At 45.0% G+C, this 21350-nt stretch carries 18 protein-coding genes; 11 read left to right on the top strand and 7 right to left on the bottom strand.

Features of this window, described 5'->3' with window-relative positions; genetic code table 11:
- The first annotated feature begins 15 nt into the window (after positions 1-15).
- The 4 genes from ACXAD8_RS07915 (at position 16) to ACXAD8_RS07900 (ending at position 3222) form a co-directional block, all read left to right on the top strand.
- Positions 16-480, top strand: a complete 465-nt coding sequence (locus tag ACXAD8_RS07915) for a hypothetical protein (protein ID WP_475226991.1) — start codon at positions 16-18, stop codon at positions 478-480.
- 105 nt (positions 481-585) lie between these two features.
- Positions 586-1440 (top strand): DUF2806 domain-containing protein, encoded by an 855-nt coding sequence (locus tag ACXAD8_RS07910; RefSeq protein WP_475226989.1) that lies wholly within the window; start codon positions 586-588, stop codon positions 1438-1440.
- A gap of 500 nt (positions 1441-1940) precedes the next feature.
- Positions 1941-2477 (top strand): Imm32 family immunity protein, encoded by a 537-nt coding sequence (locus tag ACXAD8_RS07905; protein WP_475226986.1) that lies wholly within the window; start codon positions 1941-1943, stop codon positions 2475-2477.
- A gap of 124 nt (positions 2478-2601) precedes the next feature.
- Positions 2602-3222: an HNH endonuclease gene (locus tag ACXAD8_RS07900; RefSeq protein WP_475226984.1), complete on the top strand. Its 621-nt coding sequence runs from the start codon at positions 2602-2604 to the stop codon at positions 3220-3222.
- Positions 3223-4514: 1292 nt separating this feature from the next.
- Here ACXAD8_RS07900 and ACXAD8_RS07895 read toward each other — a convergent pair.
- The 4 genes from ACXAD8_RS07895 to ACXAD8_RS07880 all read right to left on the bottom strand — a co-directional run bounded on the left by ACXAD8_RS07895 (position 4515) and on the right by ACXAD8_RS07880 (position 9420).
- Positions 4515-6761, bottom strand: a complete 2247-nt coding sequence (locus tag ACXAD8_RS07895) for an ATP-binding protein (protein ID WP_475226981.1) — start codon at positions 6759-6761, stop codon at positions 4515-4517.
- Between the two features lie 179 nt (positions 6762-6940).
- Complete coding sequence (locus ACXAD8_RS07890) at positions 6941-7501, bottom strand: YqgE/AlgH family protein (protein WP_475226978.1); 561 nt, start codon at positions 7499-7501, stop codon at positions 6941-6943.
- Positions 7502-7632: 131 nt separating this feature from the next.
- A complete protein-coding gene (gshB, locus tag ACXAD8_RS07885; protein WP_475226976.1) occupies positions 7633-8586 on the bottom strand; it encodes a glutathione synthase in 954 nt (317 codons plus the stop codon).
- Between the two features lie 90 nt (positions 8587-8676).
- Positions 8677-9420 (bottom strand): hypothetical protein, encoded by a 744-nt coding sequence (locus ACXAD8_RS07880; RefSeq protein ID WP_475226974.1) that lies wholly within the window; start codon positions 9418-9420, stop codon positions 8677-8679.
- 144 nt (positions 9421-9564) lie between these two features.
- On the opposite strand from ACXAD8_RS07880, the gene ACXAD8_RS07875 reads away from it, so the two are divergent.
- From ACXAD8_RS07875 to ACXAD8_RS07865, 3 genes are all read left to right on the top strand, one after another.
- A complete protein-coding gene (locus tag ACXAD8_RS07875) occupies positions 9565-10689 on the top strand; it encodes a sensor histidine kinase (protein ID WP_475226972.1) in 1125 nt (374 codons plus the stop codon).
- Position 10690: 1 nt separating this feature from the next.
- Positions 10691-11332, top strand: a complete 642-nt coding sequence (locus ACXAD8_RS07870; protein WP_475226970.1) for a response regulator — start codon at positions 10691-10693, stop codon at positions 11330-11332.
- 85 nt (positions 11333-11417) lie between these two features.
- A complete protein-coding gene (locus ACXAD8_RS07865) occupies positions 11418-12923 on the top strand; it encodes a response regulator (protein ID WP_475226967.1) in 1506 nt (501 codons plus the stop codon).
- Between the two features lie 2 nt (positions 12924-12925).
- Here the strand turns inward: ACXAD8_RS07865 and ACXAD8_RS07860 are convergent, their stop codons facing one another.
- The gene (locus ACXAD8_RS07860) at positions 12926-13654 is read right to left on the bottom strand and encodes a 16S rRNA (uracil(1498)-N(3))-methyltransferase (protein ID WP_475226964.1); all 729 of its coding nucleotides are present in this window, start codon (positions 13652-13654) and stop codon (positions 12926-12928) included.
- An 87-nt stretch (positions 13655-13741) separates the two neighbouring features.
- Between ACXAD8_RS07860 and ACXAD8_RS07855 the strand changes: the two genes are divergently transcribed.
- Both ACXAD8_RS07855 and ACXAD8_RS07850 read left to right on the top strand, forming a co-directional pair.
- Complete coding sequence (locus tag ACXAD8_RS07855; RefSeq protein ID WP_475226961.1) at positions 13742-14623, top strand: ABC transporter ATP-binding protein; 882 nt, start codon at positions 13742-13744, stop codon at positions 14621-14623.
- A 3-nt stretch (positions 14624-14626) separates the two neighbouring features.
- Positions 14627-15679, top strand: coding sequence for an ABC transporter permease (locus ACXAD8_RS07850; RefSeq protein ID WP_475226959.1), 1053 nt, complete (start codon positions 14627-14629; stop codon positions 15677-15679).
- A 20-nt stretch (positions 15680-15699) separates the two neighbouring features.
- Here ACXAD8_RS07850 and ACXAD8_RS07845 read toward each other — a convergent pair whose 3' ends face one another.
- Together ACXAD8_RS07845 and metK are read right to left on the bottom strand one after the other, a co-directional pair.
- A complete protein-coding gene (locus ACXAD8_RS07845; RefSeq protein WP_475226956.1) occupies positions 15700-16500 on the bottom strand; it encodes a M48 family metallopeptidase in 801 nt (266 codons plus the stop codon).
- 128 nt (positions 16501-16628) lie between these two features.
- Positions 16629-17780, bottom strand: a complete 1152-nt coding sequence (gene metK, locus ACXAD8_RS07840; protein WP_475226953.1) for a methionine adenosyltransferase — start codon at positions 17778-17780, stop codon at positions 16629-16631.
- A 406-nt stretch (positions 17781-18186) separates the two neighbouring features.
- Here metK and tkt point away from each other — a divergent pair, with 406 nt between their 5' ends.
- Both tkt and epd read left to right on the top strand, forming a co-directional pair.
- On the top strand, positions 18187-20181 hold the full coding sequence (gene tkt / locus ACXAD8_RS07835) for a transketolase (protein ID WP_475226951.1): 1995 nt from the start codon (positions 18187-18189) through the stop codon (positions 20179-20181).
- A gap of 113 nt (positions 20182-20294) precedes the next feature.
- Positions 20295-21299: an erythrose-4-phosphate dehydrogenase gene (epd, locus tag ACXAD8_RS07830; RefSeq protein ID WP_475226948.1), complete on the top strand. Its 1005-nt coding sequence runs from the start codon at positions 20295-20297 to the stop codon at positions 21297-21299.
- Positions 21300-21350: the final 51 nt, after the last annotated feature.

Genomic DNA, 21350 nt, shown 5'->3' with positions numbered 1-21350 from the left:
ATAGTTAGGGCAAGCATGACATTAGATGAAGAGTACATTCATTACCAAGAGTCAATTACAAGTTTAAATCGTGCTTGGAGTACTTTGTGTGAGCTAGAGAACTTTAAATCAGGAAATGCTGTTTGGAGCGCAGCTTATAGAATGGTTATTGTGGAATATTGCAAACCTTTCACTCAATCTCAGATAAATAGTAGTGAAAGATATAAATTGTCCGTACCGAACATTCCCGATAAATCAAAGCTTTTACATGAGCAATTGCTAAAATTAAGGCACCAGGTAATGGCACATTCGGACCTACATGTGCTCGATGCAAGTGTAAGCTATGACAAAACTGCTAGTTTCCCTGTGCCGCTAATTGTAAAAAATATAATAGATAGCTTGCCGGGCATTATCGAAATTAAAGATTTGGTAGAGACCGTGCTAGACGCTCTTTACCAGCAAGAGGCTCAATATGAACTTCGCTTCAAGCAGAAGCCCTAACGAAGCAAATTAAAAGTGCGAACAAAAAATAGTCGGCTTTGTTCGTGCCTCACAAATTATAGCCAACTATTTTTAGCCGCTTACTTGAAACGTTAGGTATAAATAATGTCAGACGACAATTCAACATCATTAGTTAATCTTGGCGAGTTATCTAAGCCTGCCAATACATTAATCGAAAAGGTTTCATCTGCAATCGGTGGCGTTTTTGAACCGTGGCAAATCAAACGTGTTGCAAAAGCAGAAGCTGAAGCAAGTCTTATTAAAGCGGAATCAGAGTTAGAAATCACTGACTTACATCGCAGAGCAATGCACCGTTTTGTCGAGGAAGAAGCTAACCGTCAAGAAAACATGGAGGAAATAACCAAAAAGTCTATTCCTCACCTTAACGAGCAATCTAACCCTGGAAATATGGAAGACGATTGGGTTACAAACTTTTTTGATAAGTCGAGGATTGTTTCCGATGAGGAAATGCAGACTATATGGGCCAACGTTCTTGCTGGCGAGGCAAATACACCAGGATCATTTTCTAGACGTACTGTGAACCTTCTCAGCGATCTTGATAAAAAAGATGCTGAACTGTTCCAGACTTTATGCAAGTTCGGCTGGGGTATTGGGAATTTCACTCCATTAGTTTTTGATAGCCAAGCAAAGATTTACAATGATCTAGGGATTAATTTCAGCACCTTGTCCCACTTGGATAGCTTAGGGCTAATTCAATTTAATTCACTTTCAGGGTTTAACCGACAAGGATTACCAAAGAGTTTTACGTTAGCTTATTGCGGCCAACCTTTACCACTGGAAATGAAAAATGGACAAAACCAGCTATCCATAGGTCAAGTATTGCTTTCGCAGGCGGGGCAAGAGCTGGCACAAGTTGTACGAGTGCCCGGAGTGGATGGGTTCTATGACTATGTAAAAGACCAATGGAAAGCGCATGCTCCTAGCGAAGAAACCATCTAAGAATACTTACGAAGACACCCACCTCAAAATCGTTGAATAACAAGCAACTGTTGTGTTCGAAGGCCGTTGGTTTCTGGCCCTTTCGCGAGATAAGCTGAAAGAGCAGATAGAACCTGAAGATTGGCAACAGGGATGTTGCCCAAGTCGATGCAAGTATACGGATGTACTTTCATTGACGGTCTTTAGGTTCTGCGATTGAGGCTTATGTTTCTCGAGCCAAGGGCATATGGGGGTTGAAGGGGAGCGCCCCTTCGAAGAAGCAACATCAGAGTACGGAGCTGGCCATCTGACACAGCTGTGAACTTACGAAGACACCCACCTTAAAGCTCAAAGCGGTCAATCGTGCATCTGGAAATATGCTGAATAAATGATTGTTTCCACTCACAAAATAATCAGTTGTTTAAAAGTTTCTTCTATAGTCAGGGATACGACCCATTGGGTCGTATTGGTGGAAATCAGGCTCAAAGTATAAGTTTATTTCAGGTCACTTCTGGTATTGTTTGGATAAATTTGTTATCAATTTACAAATGAATGAAAATGACCCAACTCTCGGTAGAAAAACGACCTGTTGGGCCGATATTAAGTTGTTAGCCCCCAGTTTGACTATGAATAAATTATCTGGAAAAGCTGCTGAATTGACTCGCCAAGAGTGGCGAGATTTAGGTTTTTACTACATTTCGAGTACAGAACAACAAAAGTGGATTCTACATGGCTCAAAAGTTGGCTTACTTAATCTTTGTAAGTTGGTAGAAGAATTTGCCGCTAAAAACCATCCACTTGGTGAACATGATCACTTATTACCGCATTGGTATTTGACTCTGACATCATGTGACACTTTTTCGATTAATAGTAGAGGTATTTCTGGAACACCTAAGCAGCTAAACGAATTTGCGAAAATATTCACGAAAAGTGTGCAAAACTCGAGTAAGGGCACTACTAGCTTGTTATCCAAGGACGTGTTCAGTTCAGAGTATGCAATAGAGTACACAGTTCACGGAGACAACTATGACCCTTCTTCGAAAGACCCTCAGTTATAGGGCTAACAAAAAAATCAAGTCACTCACTTCGTTCGTTGGGACGCATACATGCGGGGCGGCTTCGCCATTATGCCCCACATGCCTGCGCCCCTTATTTAAAAGTTATATACCGTAGGAGACTATCGTGATTGAACAAGAAATCGAGTTTGTCGATTATCTCGTCGTTTCAAGACCAAGAAAGCTCACCGAAGGTACGGCAAACAGTTATATTGATTACCTTAATAATGTTACAAATCATCTTCATGTTGACATTACTTTTAAATCAATAAGCTCTGAACAAGCGATTTCACGTATTATTGACCAGCTTTCAGGTACCACCATGCCAGAGGGCTCAAGGAGGAACTGTAAATCAGCATTAAGGGCTTACCTTGAATTTAGTAGCCAATCATTTCAAATCGCTGATCCTGTTTTTCCTGATGAGCTCTCAGAGCATACTGAAGGTGTTGTACATAAAGTTGTTGTTAATAAATATGAACGTGACTCAAGGGCAAGGGCTGCGTGTATAAAACATCATGGTGTAAAGTGTTTAGTTTGCGATTTCGATTTTTCTATAACATATGGCGATATAGGCAAAGGGTTTATTCATGTCCATCATTTGACTCCTATATCTTCAATTGGTTCTGATTATAAAGTTAACCCAATATTGGATTTGGTTCCTGTATGTCCTAATTGTCATGCAATGCTCCATGCTAAAAATCCACCCTATACTGTCTCTGAGTTAAAAGAGAAAATAGCGCCAGCGTAAATGGTATATAACAAACGCCTCAACAAGGGACGCAAAAAGCTTGGCTTGCGCTGCTCCGTCGCTAATTTTAGCCAAGCTTTTATACGCCCATTAGTACGGCGTCATGTGACTTGAGACACAGCTAATTAGTAATGGGATACTTCAAAGTAGCGATAAAAACCTTAATTAAGCTAATGCTAGTAATTGGCTGCGTGTTAATAACTCAATATTTTTCATCAATGATTGAAGTGGCGTTTGATGGCCGGGGGTACATAGGATTCCCCGCGGTATTTTATACATTTCAGGCTTATCCAGATTACAAGTATTTCAATATAAGCAACTTCTATGTAGATGTAGTTTTCTTCTTTATTGCATACCTCTACTTACTTATAAGAAATTTAAGAAAGCTGCATGCCGTCACATAACAAGGCACATCACGGGATTCGCTCAATTAGGTCACAAATTTTGCTGACGCAAAATATTGAACTTACCTGGATACGCACTTTAATTTTGCTAAATTTCAGACTCAATTGAGAGCTATCATAATGAGCTTGCCCAAGCCGATGTAAGTGAAGAACTTACGAAGACACCCACCTCAAAATTGTTAAATTTAAAGCAATTGTTGTGTTCGAAGTCCGTTGGTTTCTGGCTCTTTCGCGAGATAAGCCGAAAGAGCAGATTGAACCTAAAGGTTGACGAAAGGGATGTATTTGAAGGTCTGACTTGAGCTACAGAGACGCAGTGAATGCCGATTTTGCAGGATAAAAAATCGGCCAGTCAGACAGTGTTGCTGGCATTTAGCATCTTCGTTGGACTAAAGTCCAACCTACCCAAGACTTACGAAGACACCCACCTCAATACTGTTAAATAGCAGGCAATTGTTGTGTTCGAAGTCCGTTGATTTCTGGCCCTTTCGCGAGATAAGCCGAAAGAGCAGATAGAACCTGAAGATTGGCAACAGGGATGTTGCCCAAGTCGATGCAAGTACACGGACGTACTTTCATTGACGGTCTTTAGGTTCTGCGATTGCGGCTTATGTTTTCTCGCGCCAAGGGCATATGGGGGTTGAAGGGGAGCTCCCCTTCGAAGATGCAAGATCAGAGTACGGAGCTGTCCATCTGGCACTGCTGCAAGATACGACCAAAATAACCCAAAAACTTACTAGGACAGCCACCTTAATTTTGCTAAATTTCAGGCTCAATGGAGAGCTAACATAGTGAGCTTGCCCAAGCCGATTGAAGTACAGGCGTATAGTTAAACTAGTCTTCTTAAGGTTCCGCGATTGTGGCTAAAGCAAAGGTAGCCGTCAGGATTTACGCTGCCTTTTTAAAATCATCAGTGCCTAAGTCTGCAGGAAGCTGGATGCTGACCTTTAGCCCGCCCAGATGGCTGACTTCAGCGTTAATGTTGCCGTTGTGAGCCTCCACCAAGCTTTTGCAAATAGACAGGCCCAGCCCTGAACCATGTTGATCATGATCTTTAGTGCCATCGGCGCGATACATTCTTTCGAATAATCTGGGAATTTCTTCCGGTAAGACACCGGGAGCGGTGTCTTCCAAAATGATTTGTACTTTGTCATTCTGACGTGAAACACTGCAGTTGATGGTACCTGGGGCGTCGGTGTAATTGATACTGTTGCGCAGTAAATTAGCGATGACCTGTTTAAGACGCACGCCATCTACCGTGAAGTGTTCATCTTCAGTGATATTTACCGAGGTGGTGATCTTCAGACCTTTATGCTCTACCACTTCCCGGTAACCTTCGGTGATTTCCAGTAACAGATCTTTGACTTTGACTGGCTCAAAATTGAGTTTTAGCAGGCCATTGTCGGCCCGGGCCAAATCGTAGAGATCTTCAATCAGGGTATTGAGTTCATCAATTTTATTGTTTAGTCGTCGATAGGCCATTTCTGGCTGATCTTCGAGGTTGTACTGCAAGGATTCAATTTGTAGTTTTAAAGCCGTTAACGGGCTTCTGAGTTCATGCGCAACTTCCGCCAGCATGGCATTTTTTTGTTGCACCGAATCCGCCAGCAACTTTTTCTCCATTGCGGCTAACTTGCGCCTGGTACGCTCTTTGTAACCTATTACCGCCAGTAATAGTACGATGAGTAGCAGACCCGCTATCCACAGTTTTTTCTCCAACTGTTCCCGCTCCAGTTGCAACTGTTTGATGTTGGACTGGGTTTCCAGTAGCTCGATGCGATGTTCCTTTTGCAGGTAATCCATTTGGTTTTGCAACTGCGCCATGATACTGCTGTGATTTTCTGCTTCGAATTGGTCTTTTAAACGATAAAAATCTTTATAGGCTTCGAGCGCTTTTTCTGCTTGACCGGAGCGCTCATAGGCCTGACTGCGCAGTGTAAATAAAGTGCGAATATGTTCAAAGTTTTTGCGCTCCAGAGTCACCTCTATATTGTTTTCCAGAATCGCTAATGCTTGGTCGTAATGGCGTTGTTCAATCAGAATTTCGGCTTTTATGAGTTCACTTTGGGCTAACTGATTGTCTTGACTAACTTTTTGATTGAGCTCTTGTGCCTGGTCAACATAGCTTTCTGCTTGCTTAATATCCTCTTGTTTCAGAGCAATTCGCGCCAGATTGTTGTAAACCATACCCAAGTGACCTTCCGCATCAATGGCTCGAAAATATTGTTCTGCCAGTTTGGCGTTTTGCATCGCTGCCTTGAGGTTTCCGGTTGCCAAGTCCAGCTCAGCCAGCATGTTGTAGTCGTGGCCCAAATAGTCAGGGTTATTGCCAGGTAAATCTAAAGCCAATGCTTCTTGTGTGAAAAATTTAGCGTTTTCATAGTCTTCCATTTTTTTGTAGATACTGGCGACATTAAAATAGCTGGTGGCTAACTCATCAATATCGCCCCGCTGCCGGTCCAGTTCAATGGTTTTCATATGAGCTTCTAATGCCTCAGACAGATTTCCCATGCGGTCATGTTGCATGCCAATACTGTTGTAGGCATTGGCAATAGTGGTTAGATCTTCAATTTCTTCGCCTATTTCAAGGGATTGCTGTGCATAATTTAGGGCTTCAATATTTTGATTAATATGGCCATGGGAGGAGCTGAGTTCCAGTAAAGCATTGGCGATAAACTTGGGATTGTCAGCGATTTTATAGTGATGCAATGCTTGATGAAAATGGCTAATAGCTTCCTGGTGCTTCCCCTGGGTTTGTACGATTTCGCCGTTATTCAGAAACGACCTGCCAATGTATAATTCATCACCAGCGTGTTCTGCTTCCAGTTTAAGACGGCCATTGTGATCCAGTGCCTGGTCCAAATTTCCCAGAGAATGGTGAGCTCTTACTAGCATATCAAGACCAATGATTTTTTCTCGACCTCGCAATTCGCCGTTTTCAATTGCCGGTATCAGGTATTCAGTTAATGTTTCGGTTTGAGAGTTTTGTTTAAGTTTACGAGCCTGAGTTAAAGCTTCAGATTCTTGCGCTGCCAGCTTATTGCTGCCAAATAAAGCTGACAGCACTATCAGCAATAGCATCAGCACTACCGGGAAACCTGGCATTATTCGTAACTCAGAAAAGCGGTATGTCATGATTCGTTTGTGTCGACTCTCTGCATCTTGAGGGATCCGACTTATCGGACAGCCTTTATAGAATAAGAGTGAATTTTATCCATAGTTTGCGCTGCCGTCATTGGTTAAATAATGATGGTTTATGAAAGAAACTACAAAGCGGGGCAGGGCGAGCTGTATATGTCGCCCTGAAAGTGCCTTTAGGCGTGACCTACCTGAGGAGACAATTGCCAGATATTGATACCCAGCTTTTCAATGGCTTTGTCCCATTTCTGTTCCACTGGCACATTGAATAACAAGTCGGAATCGGCTTTCAGGGTAAGCCAGGAATTGCTTTCCAGTTCTTCTTCCAGTTGACCTGCAGACCAGCCTGCATAGCCTAATGCTACAATGGCTTTTTCTGGGCCTTTCTCGTTGCCAATGACCCGCAAGATATCTTTTGATGTGGTGACCATAATTTCTGAACTCAATGCCAAGCTGGAACTCCAGCCCGGTTGACAGGTGTGCAGAATAAAGCCGCGATCCCGGCTTACCGGACCGCCTTCCATAACCAGATGAGATTCGTGTTCTTCGTCGACACTGACATCTTCTTCAGTCAGATTGAGTAATTGTCCCAGGGTTAGGTCGGTGCGTTGGTTTATTACAATACCCATAGCACCGTGATCATTGTGCTCACAAATGTAGGTGACAGTTTTGCCAAAGTAAGAGCCATCCAATGAAGGCGTGGCGATTAAGAAGTGATTTTGTAAGCTGTTGTCCAAAATACGTACCCATTTCTCTAAGTATTGAACCTCAAAGCGGCATCAGAGAATGATATATTCGTCTGATGCCTCTTTGCATACTAGCAGTGTTCCACAGCTATGCCAGTCAACTTTAGTCGAATCTGACAGTTTTAATGTGCGTTTAACCTGGTTTCAATGGCATCAAACAATTTACCAGTGATGTCCACATCAAACGCAGCTTCAATCTCCTGAACGCAGGTGGGGCTGGTGACATTGATTTCGGTAATTTTATCGCCAATGACATCCATACCTACAAAAATAAGGCCATTTTCCTTTAACGTGGGTGCAATGGCTTCAGCCAGCATTCTGTCGGATTCAGAAATAGGCTGAGGTCTGCCCGTGCCTCCGGCCGCCAGGTTTCCTCGGTTTTCACCTTTAGTAGGTAGTCTGGCAAGACAATAAGGGATCACTTCACCATCAACAATTAATACCCGTTTGTCACCGTCTTTGATAGCGGGTAAAAATTCCTGAAACATGGCGTATTGCTGACCCAGGTTAGTAAGGGTTTCGATGATTACCCCCAGGTTGTTGCCATCTTCTTTAACTCTGAATATCGATGTGCCGCCCATGCCATCAAGGGGTTTGCAGATGATGTCCTGGTGTTTGGCATGGAATTCTCTGATGCGCTGAGCATCGCGAGTAACCAGAGTTTGCGGTATCAGTTCCGGGAAACAGGCGGTGAATAATTTTTCGTTAAAGTCTCTTAAAGCCTGAGGTTTATTGACTACCAGACTTCCGGCTTTTTCAGCTAATTCCAGCATTTGCGTGGCATACAAAAATTCCGCGTCAAAGGGCGGATCTTTGCGCATTAAGATAACGTCAAATGACGAAAGTGGCTTCTGCTCTGCTTCACCAAGGGTGTACCAGTTATCTGCATTGCGTTGCACGGTAAGTTCCCGTGCGCTGCACATGGGCTTGCCGGTATCCAGGTATAGATCGCCCATCTCCAGATAGGTCAGGTGATAACCGCGCTTTTGCGCCGCCAGCAACATGGCAAAGCTGGTGTCTTTTTTAATGTTGATATCCGCAATGGGGTCCATCACGATGGCGAGTTTTACTGTCATGAGCGTTCCAATTCATTTGCACTGCCATAGTTATGGTGGCAAATCATGGGTATTCAACAACAGTTATTATTCAAAATTCACCATCGCTAATTAGCTATTAAGTTGTCGTGAGGCGTTCGGTTTACCGTACCTGATAGTAAAGTGTCGAATGATAAAAGCGCCAATAACGCCCGGTGCCATCCAAAACACTAATTGCCATTCGCCAATATTGCCCAGAAGGGTTCTGCCGCCAAAGGCGAAAAATGCGGTATAGGCACCAATGCCAGTAGCGATTTGTGAACCTATGTGCTCCTTTAACCACTGCTTATCAGCGGAATGTTTTGCGCGAATAAAGCGCAGATTACTTATGCCGCTCAACAGACCTAAAACGGCGAATACCATGGGGAGCGTTTGGTTAAATTGCCAGCCTGCCCAAAACAACAATGGGGTGGCTGCCACTAATAGATAATTGCTGATGATCACCAGCGAACTGACGGCTGGTTTATTACTGAATTTGTATCGTAAAGACAAAGCGCCTTGTTCCAGACCGGTATACACTAACAAGCTCAAATAGAGTAACAGGCCATAAAATACTCGCATTTGCGTCTCAAACAGTGCCTGTTTATCTGGATTAGATAATCTGTGGCCGTGAATAAGCATGGGGTCCCACAACACTAACAATGCCATAACAGCCCCACTGGCAGCGACGATATACATGGCTTTGTTATAGATAGCGCCGAATTGTCTGTGGTTCATCTGACCTTTTTTGGCGGTCATCGGTATCCAAAATAAAACCAAAGCTGCACTCCCGACAATAATGTGTAAATAGAATGCAATGGTGTGGATAGTTAGCATGTCTCTCTCCAAATGACGTTGGTAATCTCACCGATGGAATAATGCTACTCAGAGTCCAGCCAGGCGTGTAGTGCCGTTGGTCATGGATTAAATCGTGACTTTTGGCCTATAGTGTTGAGGGAAAAAAAGCGGCAAGATACCCAGATGAAATCTTTTAGTCAGCAATTTAGTGTGGTCAGGTTAATCGGCCTGACTACGATATTTACAGTGGCCACTGTCGCCATCGTTGTGGCGTTAGGCAATGAGCAACCAGATTATTTGCAGGTAGGCTTGCTGGTATGGCTGTTTAGCAGTTTTCTGGGATTAGAACTGGTTACTACCCGGGAAAACCCAGTATCTCAAAACAAATTATTATTGGCGGTGATAGCGCAGCTGTTAGTTTTGTACGCCTTGTTTTTTAGTGCCTCCTATACTTTTGTGGCGATATTACTGGGCATATGGTGCGGAAACCTACTGCACTTTTTAAGTTTGGGCAGGGCACTGGCAGTGACGCCGGTACTGATACTGTTGTATTACGCCATCTTTACCTGGTACTGGGGCTTTGATTTTATGCATTACTCAGCTCCCTTGTATTGGATGTTGTGCTTGTTCACGGTTTCAACTGTTAATTCATGGATACAGGAATCTCGTGCCAAAGAAGCCAGCGAAGAATTAAATCGGGAGCTCATTGCTGCACAAAGCCTGTTAAAAGAAGCAACGCGCCAGTCAGAGCGCACCCGAATTGCCAGAGATATTCACGATTTATTAGGGCATCATTTAACGGCATTAACCATCAACTTGCAGGTGGCGATGCACAAAACCGATGGCGAGGCCAAGCAGCAGGTGGAAAAGAGCTACGCCATTGCCAAACTATTGCTTTCTGATGTGCGGGAAGCGGTCACGGAAATCAGAGAGAAGTCGGCATTACAGTTAAAAGATGCCTTACAAGCGTTAGTCAGTGCTGTGCCGCGTCTCAAGGTGACCCTGAACCTTGAAGGGGAATTGGATATTCAAAATGTAGAGTTAGCGGACGCAATTTTGCGTAGTGTCCAGGAGAGCCTGACCAATACATTGAAACACAGCCACAGTGATAGTTTCAGCATTTCTTTACGACGTGAATCCTCAGAATTGAAACTGGCAATGATGGACAATGGTAAAGCATCTCCCGATTTTAAAGTGGGTAATGGGCTGGCCGGAATGAAAGAGCGAATACAGGCCCTGGGAGGAAGTATTCGCTTCGAGCCTTCTGAGCGTGGTTTTCAGACATTGATTTGTTTTAAGGAGGCGTAGTTTGTTACGGGTGCTATTAGTTGATGATCAGACTCTGGTGAGGCAGGGGATAACCAGTTTGTTAGCCTTGTCTGAAGAGGTGCAGGTGGTGGCACAAGCGGAAGATGGCGAACAGGTGATGGCATTGGTTCAGAGTTATCGCCCTGATGTTATTTTGATGGATATCCGCATGCCCAAAATAAATGGCATCGAAGCGGTAAAGAGGCTGCAGCAATCAGATATCAATACGCCTGTTATTATGCTGACAACCTTTGATGATCATCAGCTAGTGATGGAAGCCTTGCAGGCAGGTGCAAAAGGCTACTTATTAAAAGATGTGTCGCTGGATGTGCTGGTGGCGGGTATCAAGGATGTAGCCGCCGGTAAAACCTTAATTCAACCCAGCATTACGGAAAAGGTGTTGCAAGGGCTACAGGGTTTAAGCACAGAGTTTGAGAGTTTTAGTGAGCCCGAACCACTGTCTGAAAAAGAACAGGAAATTTTGCGATTGATGGCTGCGGGTTGCAGCAACCGGGAAATCGCCATAGCCATGCACAAATCTGAGGGCACAGTTAAAAACCAGGTGTCCACTATTTTGGCTAAAATGGGGGTTAGGGATCGCACCAGAGCAGTGCTAAAGGCGATTGAAAGCGGTATCATATAGCTGATCTAACATTCAAGACTTGCTCATTGTTTTGACATCAAATAGAGTATCGCTTCTCCTCAGACCTGTATAAAGCGGTAAGGCCTTGGCATTTTTTGATCTGAAAATAAGAATAATCGATCCCTCTTTGCAAAATCGCAATATGTTCAAGGATATTCTGACTCAGATTGGCCAACCTGATGTGTTACTGCAGTCAGATGCGAGACAATTGTTTAATCGCGATAAACCCTTACCTTGCGACCTGGTACTGATCAATGCTGATGTAGGTTATGGCCTGTCAGCGCCGGACATAATTCGCTTTTTGACAAGAGACAATCTGGTACCACTTTGGTGTAAGTTTGTCATCGTCAGTAGTGATTCATCCTATCAATTATCAGCCCCTATTTTTCGCTATTTGCAGACCGAAATTTTACATTTGCCGGTAGACTTCCAACGAATAAGGTATCTGACATACCGCACGATAACTTCCATCAAGTTGTTTAAACCCATTTTGGCAAAACTGCATAAAATGGCACCAGCTGATCTGGTTAAAAAAGTCACTGAGATCAAGGTTAAGAATCGCGACCCGGTGCTTGATGACGAATTACTGGTAATGAAGTTGCAACTTCTGATGCAGGCCAAACAGCCTGAGTTGGCCTTAAAGCTCGCAAACAAAATCAAAGACCCTACTTGTCGGTTTCGTGAGTTGGCTTATATTAATATCGTCACTGGTCAGGATGACGCCATTATTGAGTTAGTGAACGAGGCCCAAAAAAACAAGCAGTTTTTGTTTGGTCGGGTTTACCTGATGACTTACTTAAATGTTGCGGAAGGCAATTACCGCAGTGCACTGCGTTATTTTCAGCAATTACCTATTGAGAATTTGCGCGGTAATGATGCTCAGACGTATGCTTTATTGATTCAACAAGCTGAAGGCTTGCAACGGGCGCTGTCTTTTATTAATGGTCGATTGAGTAAAGCGCCGCGCACTTCCATGTTGTACAGCAACCTGATTGCGGTAAAAACCAAACTGTATTTTGTCGCACTAGCCACTGGCGAACTGGATAGCTTGTCGAAAGTGGATGTTTATGTGATGTTGCAGGAAATGGCAGATCACCGGATCTGGCAAAAAGGCGAATTCAAGTACTCGGTATACGCGCCTTTCCTGGAGCTGGGCATGGCGTTGCACGAGGGTAAAGCGATAGCGGAAGAACAGTTTGAATTGCTGTATTTGCAATTGAGAAAACTGGACATGTCGCAGCTAAACGTTTTGTTGTATGCCGCCAATAAGCTGGAAAAACACAATGCATCCAGAGAAATTCACGAGCGCCTTGAGCAGGTTTTAGCAAAGGTAGAAGTGTCCCCGGAACTTATCTCTTTTATGATTTTGAACAACATTGTGCTAACCAGCTCAATGACGCCAGAACGGCTTAAATTCCGTTTTGAATACCTCGCACTCAATCATTGGCAGAGTGGCCGCTATTACCGGGCACTGATGCGCTTCAAAGATCTTTTGAGTCAGTTTCCTGATGCTGAAGACAGCGAGCAACAGATGCGACGTCTGATCAATGAAGCTGGCCTGACCCGCTACTGGCGTTATATCCGTAGCTGAGCTTATATATCGCCAAAACCCGCTTGCAGTATTGCCAGTGCCGCTAATGCCGCGGTTTCGGTGCGCAGAATACGAGGCCCCATCAGTACTTCCTCATAGCCAAACTCACGGGCCTGATAAGTTTCAGCATCCGACAAGCCACCTTCCGGCCCAATCATCAAACGCACACCCTCTGGTGGTAACGACAATTGATTGAGACGCTGCTCGGCTTGCGGATGCAGCATCAAACGGCGTTGATTGGTGGATTGCTGGATCCAGGATTGATAAGAAACGGGTTGATGAAGCACCGGTAAGGTATTTCGGCCGCATTGCTCACAAGCTGAAATGATAACTTTTTGCCAATGTTGCAGCTTCTTTTGCCAGCGCTCCTCATTGAGTTTTACCGGACAGCGTTCAGTTATTATGGGGGTGATCTCAGAAACCCCTAATTCCACCGACTTTTGCATCACCAGGTCCATCCGTTCACCTTTTGAAACCCCTTGAGCAAGATGGGTTTGTAACGGTGACTCCACACTCAGCCCGAGTTTTGCGGAAACAAAAACCTTAGTGGATTTCTTACTGGCTTCCTGTATTTCGCCGCTGTACTCGTTGCCATCGCCGTTAAACATAACCACCGGATGACCCGGCTTAAGTCGCAGTACGTTAGTGATATGAATGGCTGAATCTTTTGGTAACTCAATTTGGCTGTCGGATTGCAAAGTGTCGGGGTAATATATTCTGGGAATGCGCATGAAATGACTGTTTCAGTTTTTTGTGCCTAGTTTATATGAATATTGCCTGGCAGATAAATAGCAATTCAGAGAAAAGGAAACAACGGCATGGCGGTTATGATTGAGGTCAGAAACCTCACTAAGTCATTCAATGGTTTAACAGCCGTGGATGGCGTGTCATTTCAGGTGGAAAAGGGCAAGTGTTTTGGCTTACTGGGGCCTAACGGGGCGGGTAAGTCCACAACCATCGAAATGATGGAGGGCATTTCCACGCCCGACTCGGGTGAAATCCTGTTTGAAGGTAGCCCGTTAAATCGAGAATCGTTAAAGCGCATTGGCATTCAGTTTCAAAATACCGCATTGCAGGATTACCTGACTACATTGGAAACCATTCGATTGTTTCGTAGTTTTTATGATGAGGGATTGGCCGAACAGCACATCATTGAATTGTGTCAGTTGCAGGATTTTCTGCATCAGGATCACCGCAAGTTATCAGGTGGTCAACGACAACGTTTGTTATTGGGCTTAGCTCTGGTCAATGATCCGGATATTTTGTTTCTGGATGAACCCACTACAGGGCTGGATCCTCATGCCCGACGCAACTTCTGGGATCTAATTCGCATAATTAAGAAGCAGGGTAAAACGGTAGTCTTGACTACCCATTACATGGATGAAGCTGAGTTTCTTTGTGATCACATCGAGTTAATGGACAAGGGTAAAATCATTGAAAGAGGCCACCCTGGCAGCTTGTTAAACAAGCATTTTTCTGGAGCCTTAATACGCATTCCCATGCAAGCCTTGAGTGACGAGGTTTTGAAAGAGTTATCGGCGGAGGAAAATCATGAGTTTTGGGATATTAATACGCATGATGTACAACAAACCTTAGCGCATCTAGTGCAGGCTCAGGTTTCACTGGAAGGATTACACGTTAAGTCAGCCAATCTGGATGATTTGTTTTTGAAACTCACTGGTCAGCAATTGGGAGATTAAGCCTTGAGTCATTCTGCTATTGCCATATGGCGACGTTTTTTTGCCCTGTTTAAAGCCCGCAATCTGGAATTCTTTCGAGATAAATCATCGCTGAGTTGGAATATCGCTTTTCCGGTGTTGATTCTTGTGGGCTTTTCTTTTGTCTTTGGTGAGGATGAAAAAACACAGTTTAAAGTTGGAATTCTGGAGCCTGAGCAGGAAGTTCAGACGGTTGCCCTGGCTGGCGACATCAAATCCTTTTTAAAGTTACGTTACCTTGAGGAAGTGAAATACACGAATCAGGACGCCGCATTAGACAGTATTCGGAAACACAAAATTGATCTGCTGGTGGCACCAGTCCAAAAGCGCTATTGGGTGAACGATACTTCACCAACCGGATACACCCTGGAGCAATTGTTTTTAGCCAGAACTGCGGGTTTTGAGCGCGTGACGATTGAGGGCAAGGCGATTCGTTATCTGGATTGGGTATTACCTGGCATTTTGGGTATGAATATGATGTTTAGCTGCCTGTTTGGGGTGGGGTACGTGATTGTGCGTTATCGCAAGGCTTCGGTGCTAAAAAGGCTGAAGGCAACCCCGCTCAAGCCCATCGAATTTATCCTGGCGCAGGTAATGTCGCGTTTGTTTATCGTGGTTACTTTGTCCGCAGGTGTCTTTCTGGTAACCGACTGGATGTTTGATTTTTATATGTTGGGTGCCGGCTTCGATTTACTGATAGTCGCAGTGCTTGGGGCCATGTGTATGATTTCCTTAGGTTTGCTGGTGGCTAGTCGCAGTCGCAGTGAAGAATTAACCGGTGGACTGTTAAACCTGGTAACCTGGCCAATGATGATTCTATCCGGTGTCTGGTTTTCACTGGAAGGCGCCCCACAATGGGTGCAATATACTGCTCAGTTATTGCCGCTGACTCATCTGGTGGATACCGCACGCAGCATTATGACGGATGGCGCCACTTTGTGGGATCAAAAAGCGTCTGTTTTGGCATTAGCTGGCATGACTGCCTTGTTTTTGAGTCTCAGTGCTCTGCTGTTTCGTTGGGAAGGTGACGGGCGTTAGGCCCGTCGTCTCAGATTAACTTAACTTTGTACGCAATTGGCTTTTTCGGGAGCCATTTTGTACAGGGCATTAGCGTTGGCCATATTCTTTTGCAGCTGTTTAATACGGGTTGCCGGGGCCGGGTGAGTGGACAAAAACTCCATTGGGCGCTCGCCACCCGACGCTTTTTCCATATTTTGCCATAGGGTTACGGACTCATTGGGTTTAAATCCTGCTTTCGCCATTAAATCCAGACCAATTACATCGGCTTCAGATTCATGGGTACGACTAAAGGGCAACTGAAAACCCACCTGCACACCTAAACCAATCGCTGCCATAATTTCTTTGTTGTGGCTGACTTCATTGGTGCGCAAAACCTGATTAGTGACCTCCATTCCTACGCCAACCAGAGTGCTTTGCGACATACGCTCGTTACCGTGCTCCGCGATGACATGAGCTACTTCATGTCCGATAATGGCGGCTAACTGATGTTGTGTTTCTGCAACTTTGAGTATGCCGGTGTAAATGCCAATTTTCCCGCCTGGTAAGGCAAAGGCATTGATTTGTTCGTCGTCAAACACCACTACTTCCCATTCTCCGGAAAAGGTGGATTTAGGCACCTGATTGATGATCTGATCTGCCACGCAATGCACATAAGCATTTTGTACTGGCTCTTTGGATACCTTGGCTTCGGATTTTAAACTGTCAAAGGCCTGAACTCCCATCTCGTTCAATTGCTCTGAAGAAAACAGTTTAATGGTATTGCGCCCGGTGGGGGATTTTGCGCAGGAAAATACTAAGCTGCTTAGCAGGATAGCGATGGACAATTGTCTGAAGGACATACACTAGACTCCATGTATTGAATACCTCATTTTTGAGGCGGGTAAGTCCATTATAAACAAAGAGTTAGTTAAAGGCATAAAAAAGGCTCAATATTGAGCCTTTTCTAAAACTGGATTGTAATTCTGGATTACAGGTTAGCGGCAGCGCGTAGCTCCTCGGCTTTGTCAGTGGCTTCCCAGGGGAAGTTGTCGCGACCAAAATGACCGTAGGCTGCAGTGGCCTGATAAATGGGGCGTTCCAGATCCAACATTTTGATCAGGCCATAAGGGCGTAAATCAAAGTGTGCTTTGATAAGCTCAGTCAGTTTGCTGTCGTCAATTTTACCGGTACCGAAGGTATCAATGCTGATGGAAGTTGGCTCTGCCACACCAATGGCATAAGACACCTGGATTTCGCACTTATCGGCTAATCCGGCGGCCACAATATTCTTTGCTACATAACGACCCGCATAGGCTGCTGAACGATCGACTTTAGACGGATCTTTACCTGAAAACGCACCGCCACCATGTCTGGCCATACCGCCGTAGGTGTCTACGATGATTTTACGACCCGTTAACCCGCAGTCTCCCATTGGACCACCGATAACGAATCGGCCCGTTGGGTTGATGAAATATTTAGTTTCAGCCGTCAACCACTCGCTCGGAAGTACAGGCTTGATTATCTCTTCCATTACAGCTTCCTGAAGTTTCTTCAGGCTTACCGATTCACAGTGCTGAGTGGAGAGCACCACGGCGTCGATACCCACCGGTTTGCCATTTTCATAGGCAAAGGTAACCTGGCTTTTGGCATCGGGACGCAACCAGGGAAGTACGTTATCTTTGCGTACTTCAGACTGCTTCCTAACCAGACGGTGCGCGTAAGTTACTGGAGCAGGCATTAATACATCCGTTTCGTTGCTGGCATAACCAAACATCAGGCCCTGATCACCCGCGCCTTGCTCTTCTGGACGACTGCGGTCAACACCCTGATTTATATCCGGGGACTGCTTACCAATGGTATTTAATATTGCACAACTATCAGCATCAAAACCCATATCAGAGTGGACGTAGCCGATGTCTCGTACTGTTTTTCTGGTTAAATCTTCAATATCAACCCAAGCGGAAGTGGTGACTTCACCACCAACCATCACCATCCCTGTTTTTACATAGGTTTCGCAGGCAACTCGCGCCTTGGGATCTTGTTCTAATATGGCATCCAATACCGCGTCTGAAATTTGGTCCGCGATTTTATCAGGATGACCTTCAGAAACTGACTCTGAAGTAAATAAATGCTTTGCCATAAAGTGTCCTATATCTGACTTTGTTAGATTTTTTAAAAAAATTTGTTTTTAACGCTGTGCAAGTCTACTTGAAAAAATGAAAAAATCCATTACCCCTTCTAGACGTCTAAATGTCCAAATTTAAGTTCATGAATTTTAAGGAAATATAGTTTGAGATAAATCTGAAATTCTGGATTGAACTTCTTCTTTTCTAATTTCAAGAATTAATTAAGTTGGAAAACCCAACTCGTTTTTCCTCATGTTATTGAGTATTAATATACCTGTTTGGGTAAAGGGTCAGAATTAAAAGTAATATAGAAAATATATTTGATTAGGGATTATCGTTGCATCAAGTGGCCTCCTGGGCCAGAATATGCCTCCCAAACCGCTATGCCAGCGGTGCTTTAGTTTGCGAACAGGAGTAACAATGCCAACGCGTAGAGAATTAGCCAATGCTATCAGAGCATTGAGTATGGATGCCGTCCAACAGGCGAAATCAGGTCATCCAGGTGCCCCTATGGGCATGGCAGATATAGCCCAGGTACTCTGGGGTGACTATATGCAGCACAACCCTGCCAATCCTGACTGGGCCAACAGAGACAGATTTGTGATGTCCAATGGCCACGGCTCCATGTTGATTTACTCGTTGTTGCATCTCACGGGTTACGATTTACCAATCGAAGAACTGAAAAACTTCCGTCAGTTACATTCCAAAACCCCAGGTCATCCTGAGTATGGTTATGCTCCCGGTATCGAGACTACTACGGGACCATTAGGCCAGGGGATCAGTAATGCTGTTGGTATGGCGATTGCTGAAAAAGTATTGGCGGCACAATTTAACCGCCCTGGATATGACGTAGTTGATCACAACACCTGGGTATTTTTAGGTGACGGCTGCCTGATGGAAGGTATCTCTCATGAAGCCTGTTCACTTGCTGGTACACTAGGACTGGGCAAACTTGTTGCATTTTGGGATGACAATGGCATTTCTATCGACGGTGAAGTCGAAGGCTGGTTTACTGACGATACGCCGGGACGTTTCGAAGCCTATGGCTGGCATGTTATTCGTGACATTGATGGCCACAATCCTGAGCAGGTTAGTGCCGCAATTGAACAAGCTAAAGCAGAATCTGACAAGCCAACGCTGATTTGTTGTAAAACCGTTATCGGTTTTGGTTCTCCGAATAAAGAAGGTCAGGAGTCATGCCACGGCGCGCCATTGGGTGATGATGAAATCGCACTGACTCGTGAACGTCTTGGCTGGACTGCACCGGCATTTGAAATTCCTGCTGAAATTGCAGCGCAGTGGAATGCTATCGAAGTCGGTAAGCAAAAAGAAGCTGCCTGGAATGACAAATTTGCCGCTTATCAGGCTGCGCATCCTGAGCTGGCGAAAGAATTACAACGCCGCCTGAACAATGAGTTACCCGCTGACTGGCAGGCGCAGGCAGAAGCCTACATTGCTGATCTGCAAGCTAACCCTGAAAAAATTGCCAGCCGTAAAGCATCACAAAATGCGTTAAATGCTTATGGTCCGATTTTACCTGAACTGTTAGGCGGTTCAGCTGACCTTGCTGGTTCTAACCTGACTATCTGGGCTGGCAGTAAGGGGGTAAGTAAAGAAGATGCCAGCGGCAACTATCTGTACTACGGCGTGCGCGAATTCGGTATGTCCGCTATTATGAATGGTATTGCCTTACACGGTGGCTTTAAGCCTTACGGTGCGACATTCCTGATGTTTATGGAATACGCTCGCAATGCTGTGCGCATGGCGGCGTTAATGAAAGTACCGGCTATTTTTGTGTACACCCATGACTCCATCGGTCTTGGGGAAGACGGTCCGACTCACCAGCCGGTAGAGCAATTGGCTTCTATGCGCTTGACACCAAATCTGGTGAACTGGCGTCCATGTGACCAGGTGGAATCTGCGGTGGCCTGGAAAGCGGCCATTGAACGTCAAGACGGACCAACGTCTCTGATCTTTAGTCGTCAGGGCCTGGCGCAGATGGAGCGCACAGCTGAGCAGGTTGCGGCCATTGCTAAAGGTGGTTATATCCTGAAGGATTGTAATGGCACTCCGGAAGTGATTTTAATTGCTACCGGTTCTGAAGTTGAACTGACCGTAAATGCAGCCGATACCCTGGCCGCATCCGGCACTAAGGTCAGAGTGGTCTCTATGCCTTCTACCGATGCTTTCCTGGCGCAGGATGCTGCGTATCAGGAATCTGTATTGCCTGCTGCGGTAACCAAGCGCGTTGCTGTTGAAGCCGGGATCAAAGATTACTGGTTCCGTTTTGTGGGCCTGAATGGTCGTGTTGTGGGCATGGACACCTTTGGTGAGTCTGCGCCAGCGGGAGACTTGTTCAAACATTTCAATATTACCAGCGAAGCGGTTGTTGCAGCTGCACAAGAAATTCTGTAAGACTTGCAGAATTTCAATTTATTCCAGTGAAAGCAGGTCTTCGGACCTGCTTTTTTGTTGGAAATGATGTAGTATCTCCGGGTTTTCAAAAAGGGGTAGATTCAGGAACCAACATGATAAGAGTGGCCATTAATGGTTTTGGTCGAATTGGCAGAAACGTCTTACGCGCTTTATTTGAAACCGGACGCGATGCCATTATAGAAGTTGTTGCCATCAACGAACTGGCAGAGCCTGAAGGCATTGCTCACCTCCTCAAGTACGATACCTCTCATGGTCGCTTTAGTTTCCCCGTCACTCTGAACAAACGCACTCTCACTGTTGCCGGTAAAGAAATTCAGTTATTGAATCACGCTAAAATCGAAGATTTACCCTGGCAGGCACTGGATGTGGATCTGGTGCTGGAATGTACCGGGGAATTCAGCGATAGAGAAGACGGCGAAAAGCACATCGCTGCTGGCGCCAAGAAAGTACTTTTTTCACAGCCCTGTAAGGCTGATATGGATGCCACGGTGATTTTTGGTATTAATGATCATCTGTTGGAAAAACAGCACCGCATTGTATCCAACGGTTCATGCACTACCAATTGTATTGTGCCGGTTATCCAGGTATTGGATGATCACTTTGGAGTGGAAAGTGGCACTATTACTACAATTCATTCTTCCATGCACGATCAGCAGGTTATCGACGCCTATCATCCTGATCTGCGCCGTACCCGCGCCGCTTCGCAATCTATTATTCCGGTAGACACCAAATTGGCATTAGGGGTGGAGCGCATACTGCCAAAATTCGCCGGACGTTTTGAGGCTATTGCCGTGAGGGTGCCCACAATCAATGTGACGGCCATGGATTTAAGTGTGACTCTGAGCCAAGACGTGAGTATTAAAACCGTAAATGAGGCTCTGGAGTCGGCGCGAATTGGCCGACTGGAAGGCATTTTATCTTATACAGAAGAACCTCTGGTTTCCTGTGATTTTAATCACGATCCCCACTCTTGCATTGTGGATGGTTCGCAAACCAGGGTCAGTCATAAAAAATTAGTAAAAACCCTGGTATGGTGTGACAACGAGTGGGGCTTTGCCAATCGGATGTTGGATACCAGCCTGGCGATGATGCAATAACAGTAAAAATAAAAACGCATTAAATTAACAGAATACAGACAACTTTGGAGA

It is taken from the genome of Planctobacterium sp. AWH2_060, assembly GCF_056158425.1.
This window is presented reverse-complemented; position numbering and strand designations above follow the sequence as displayed.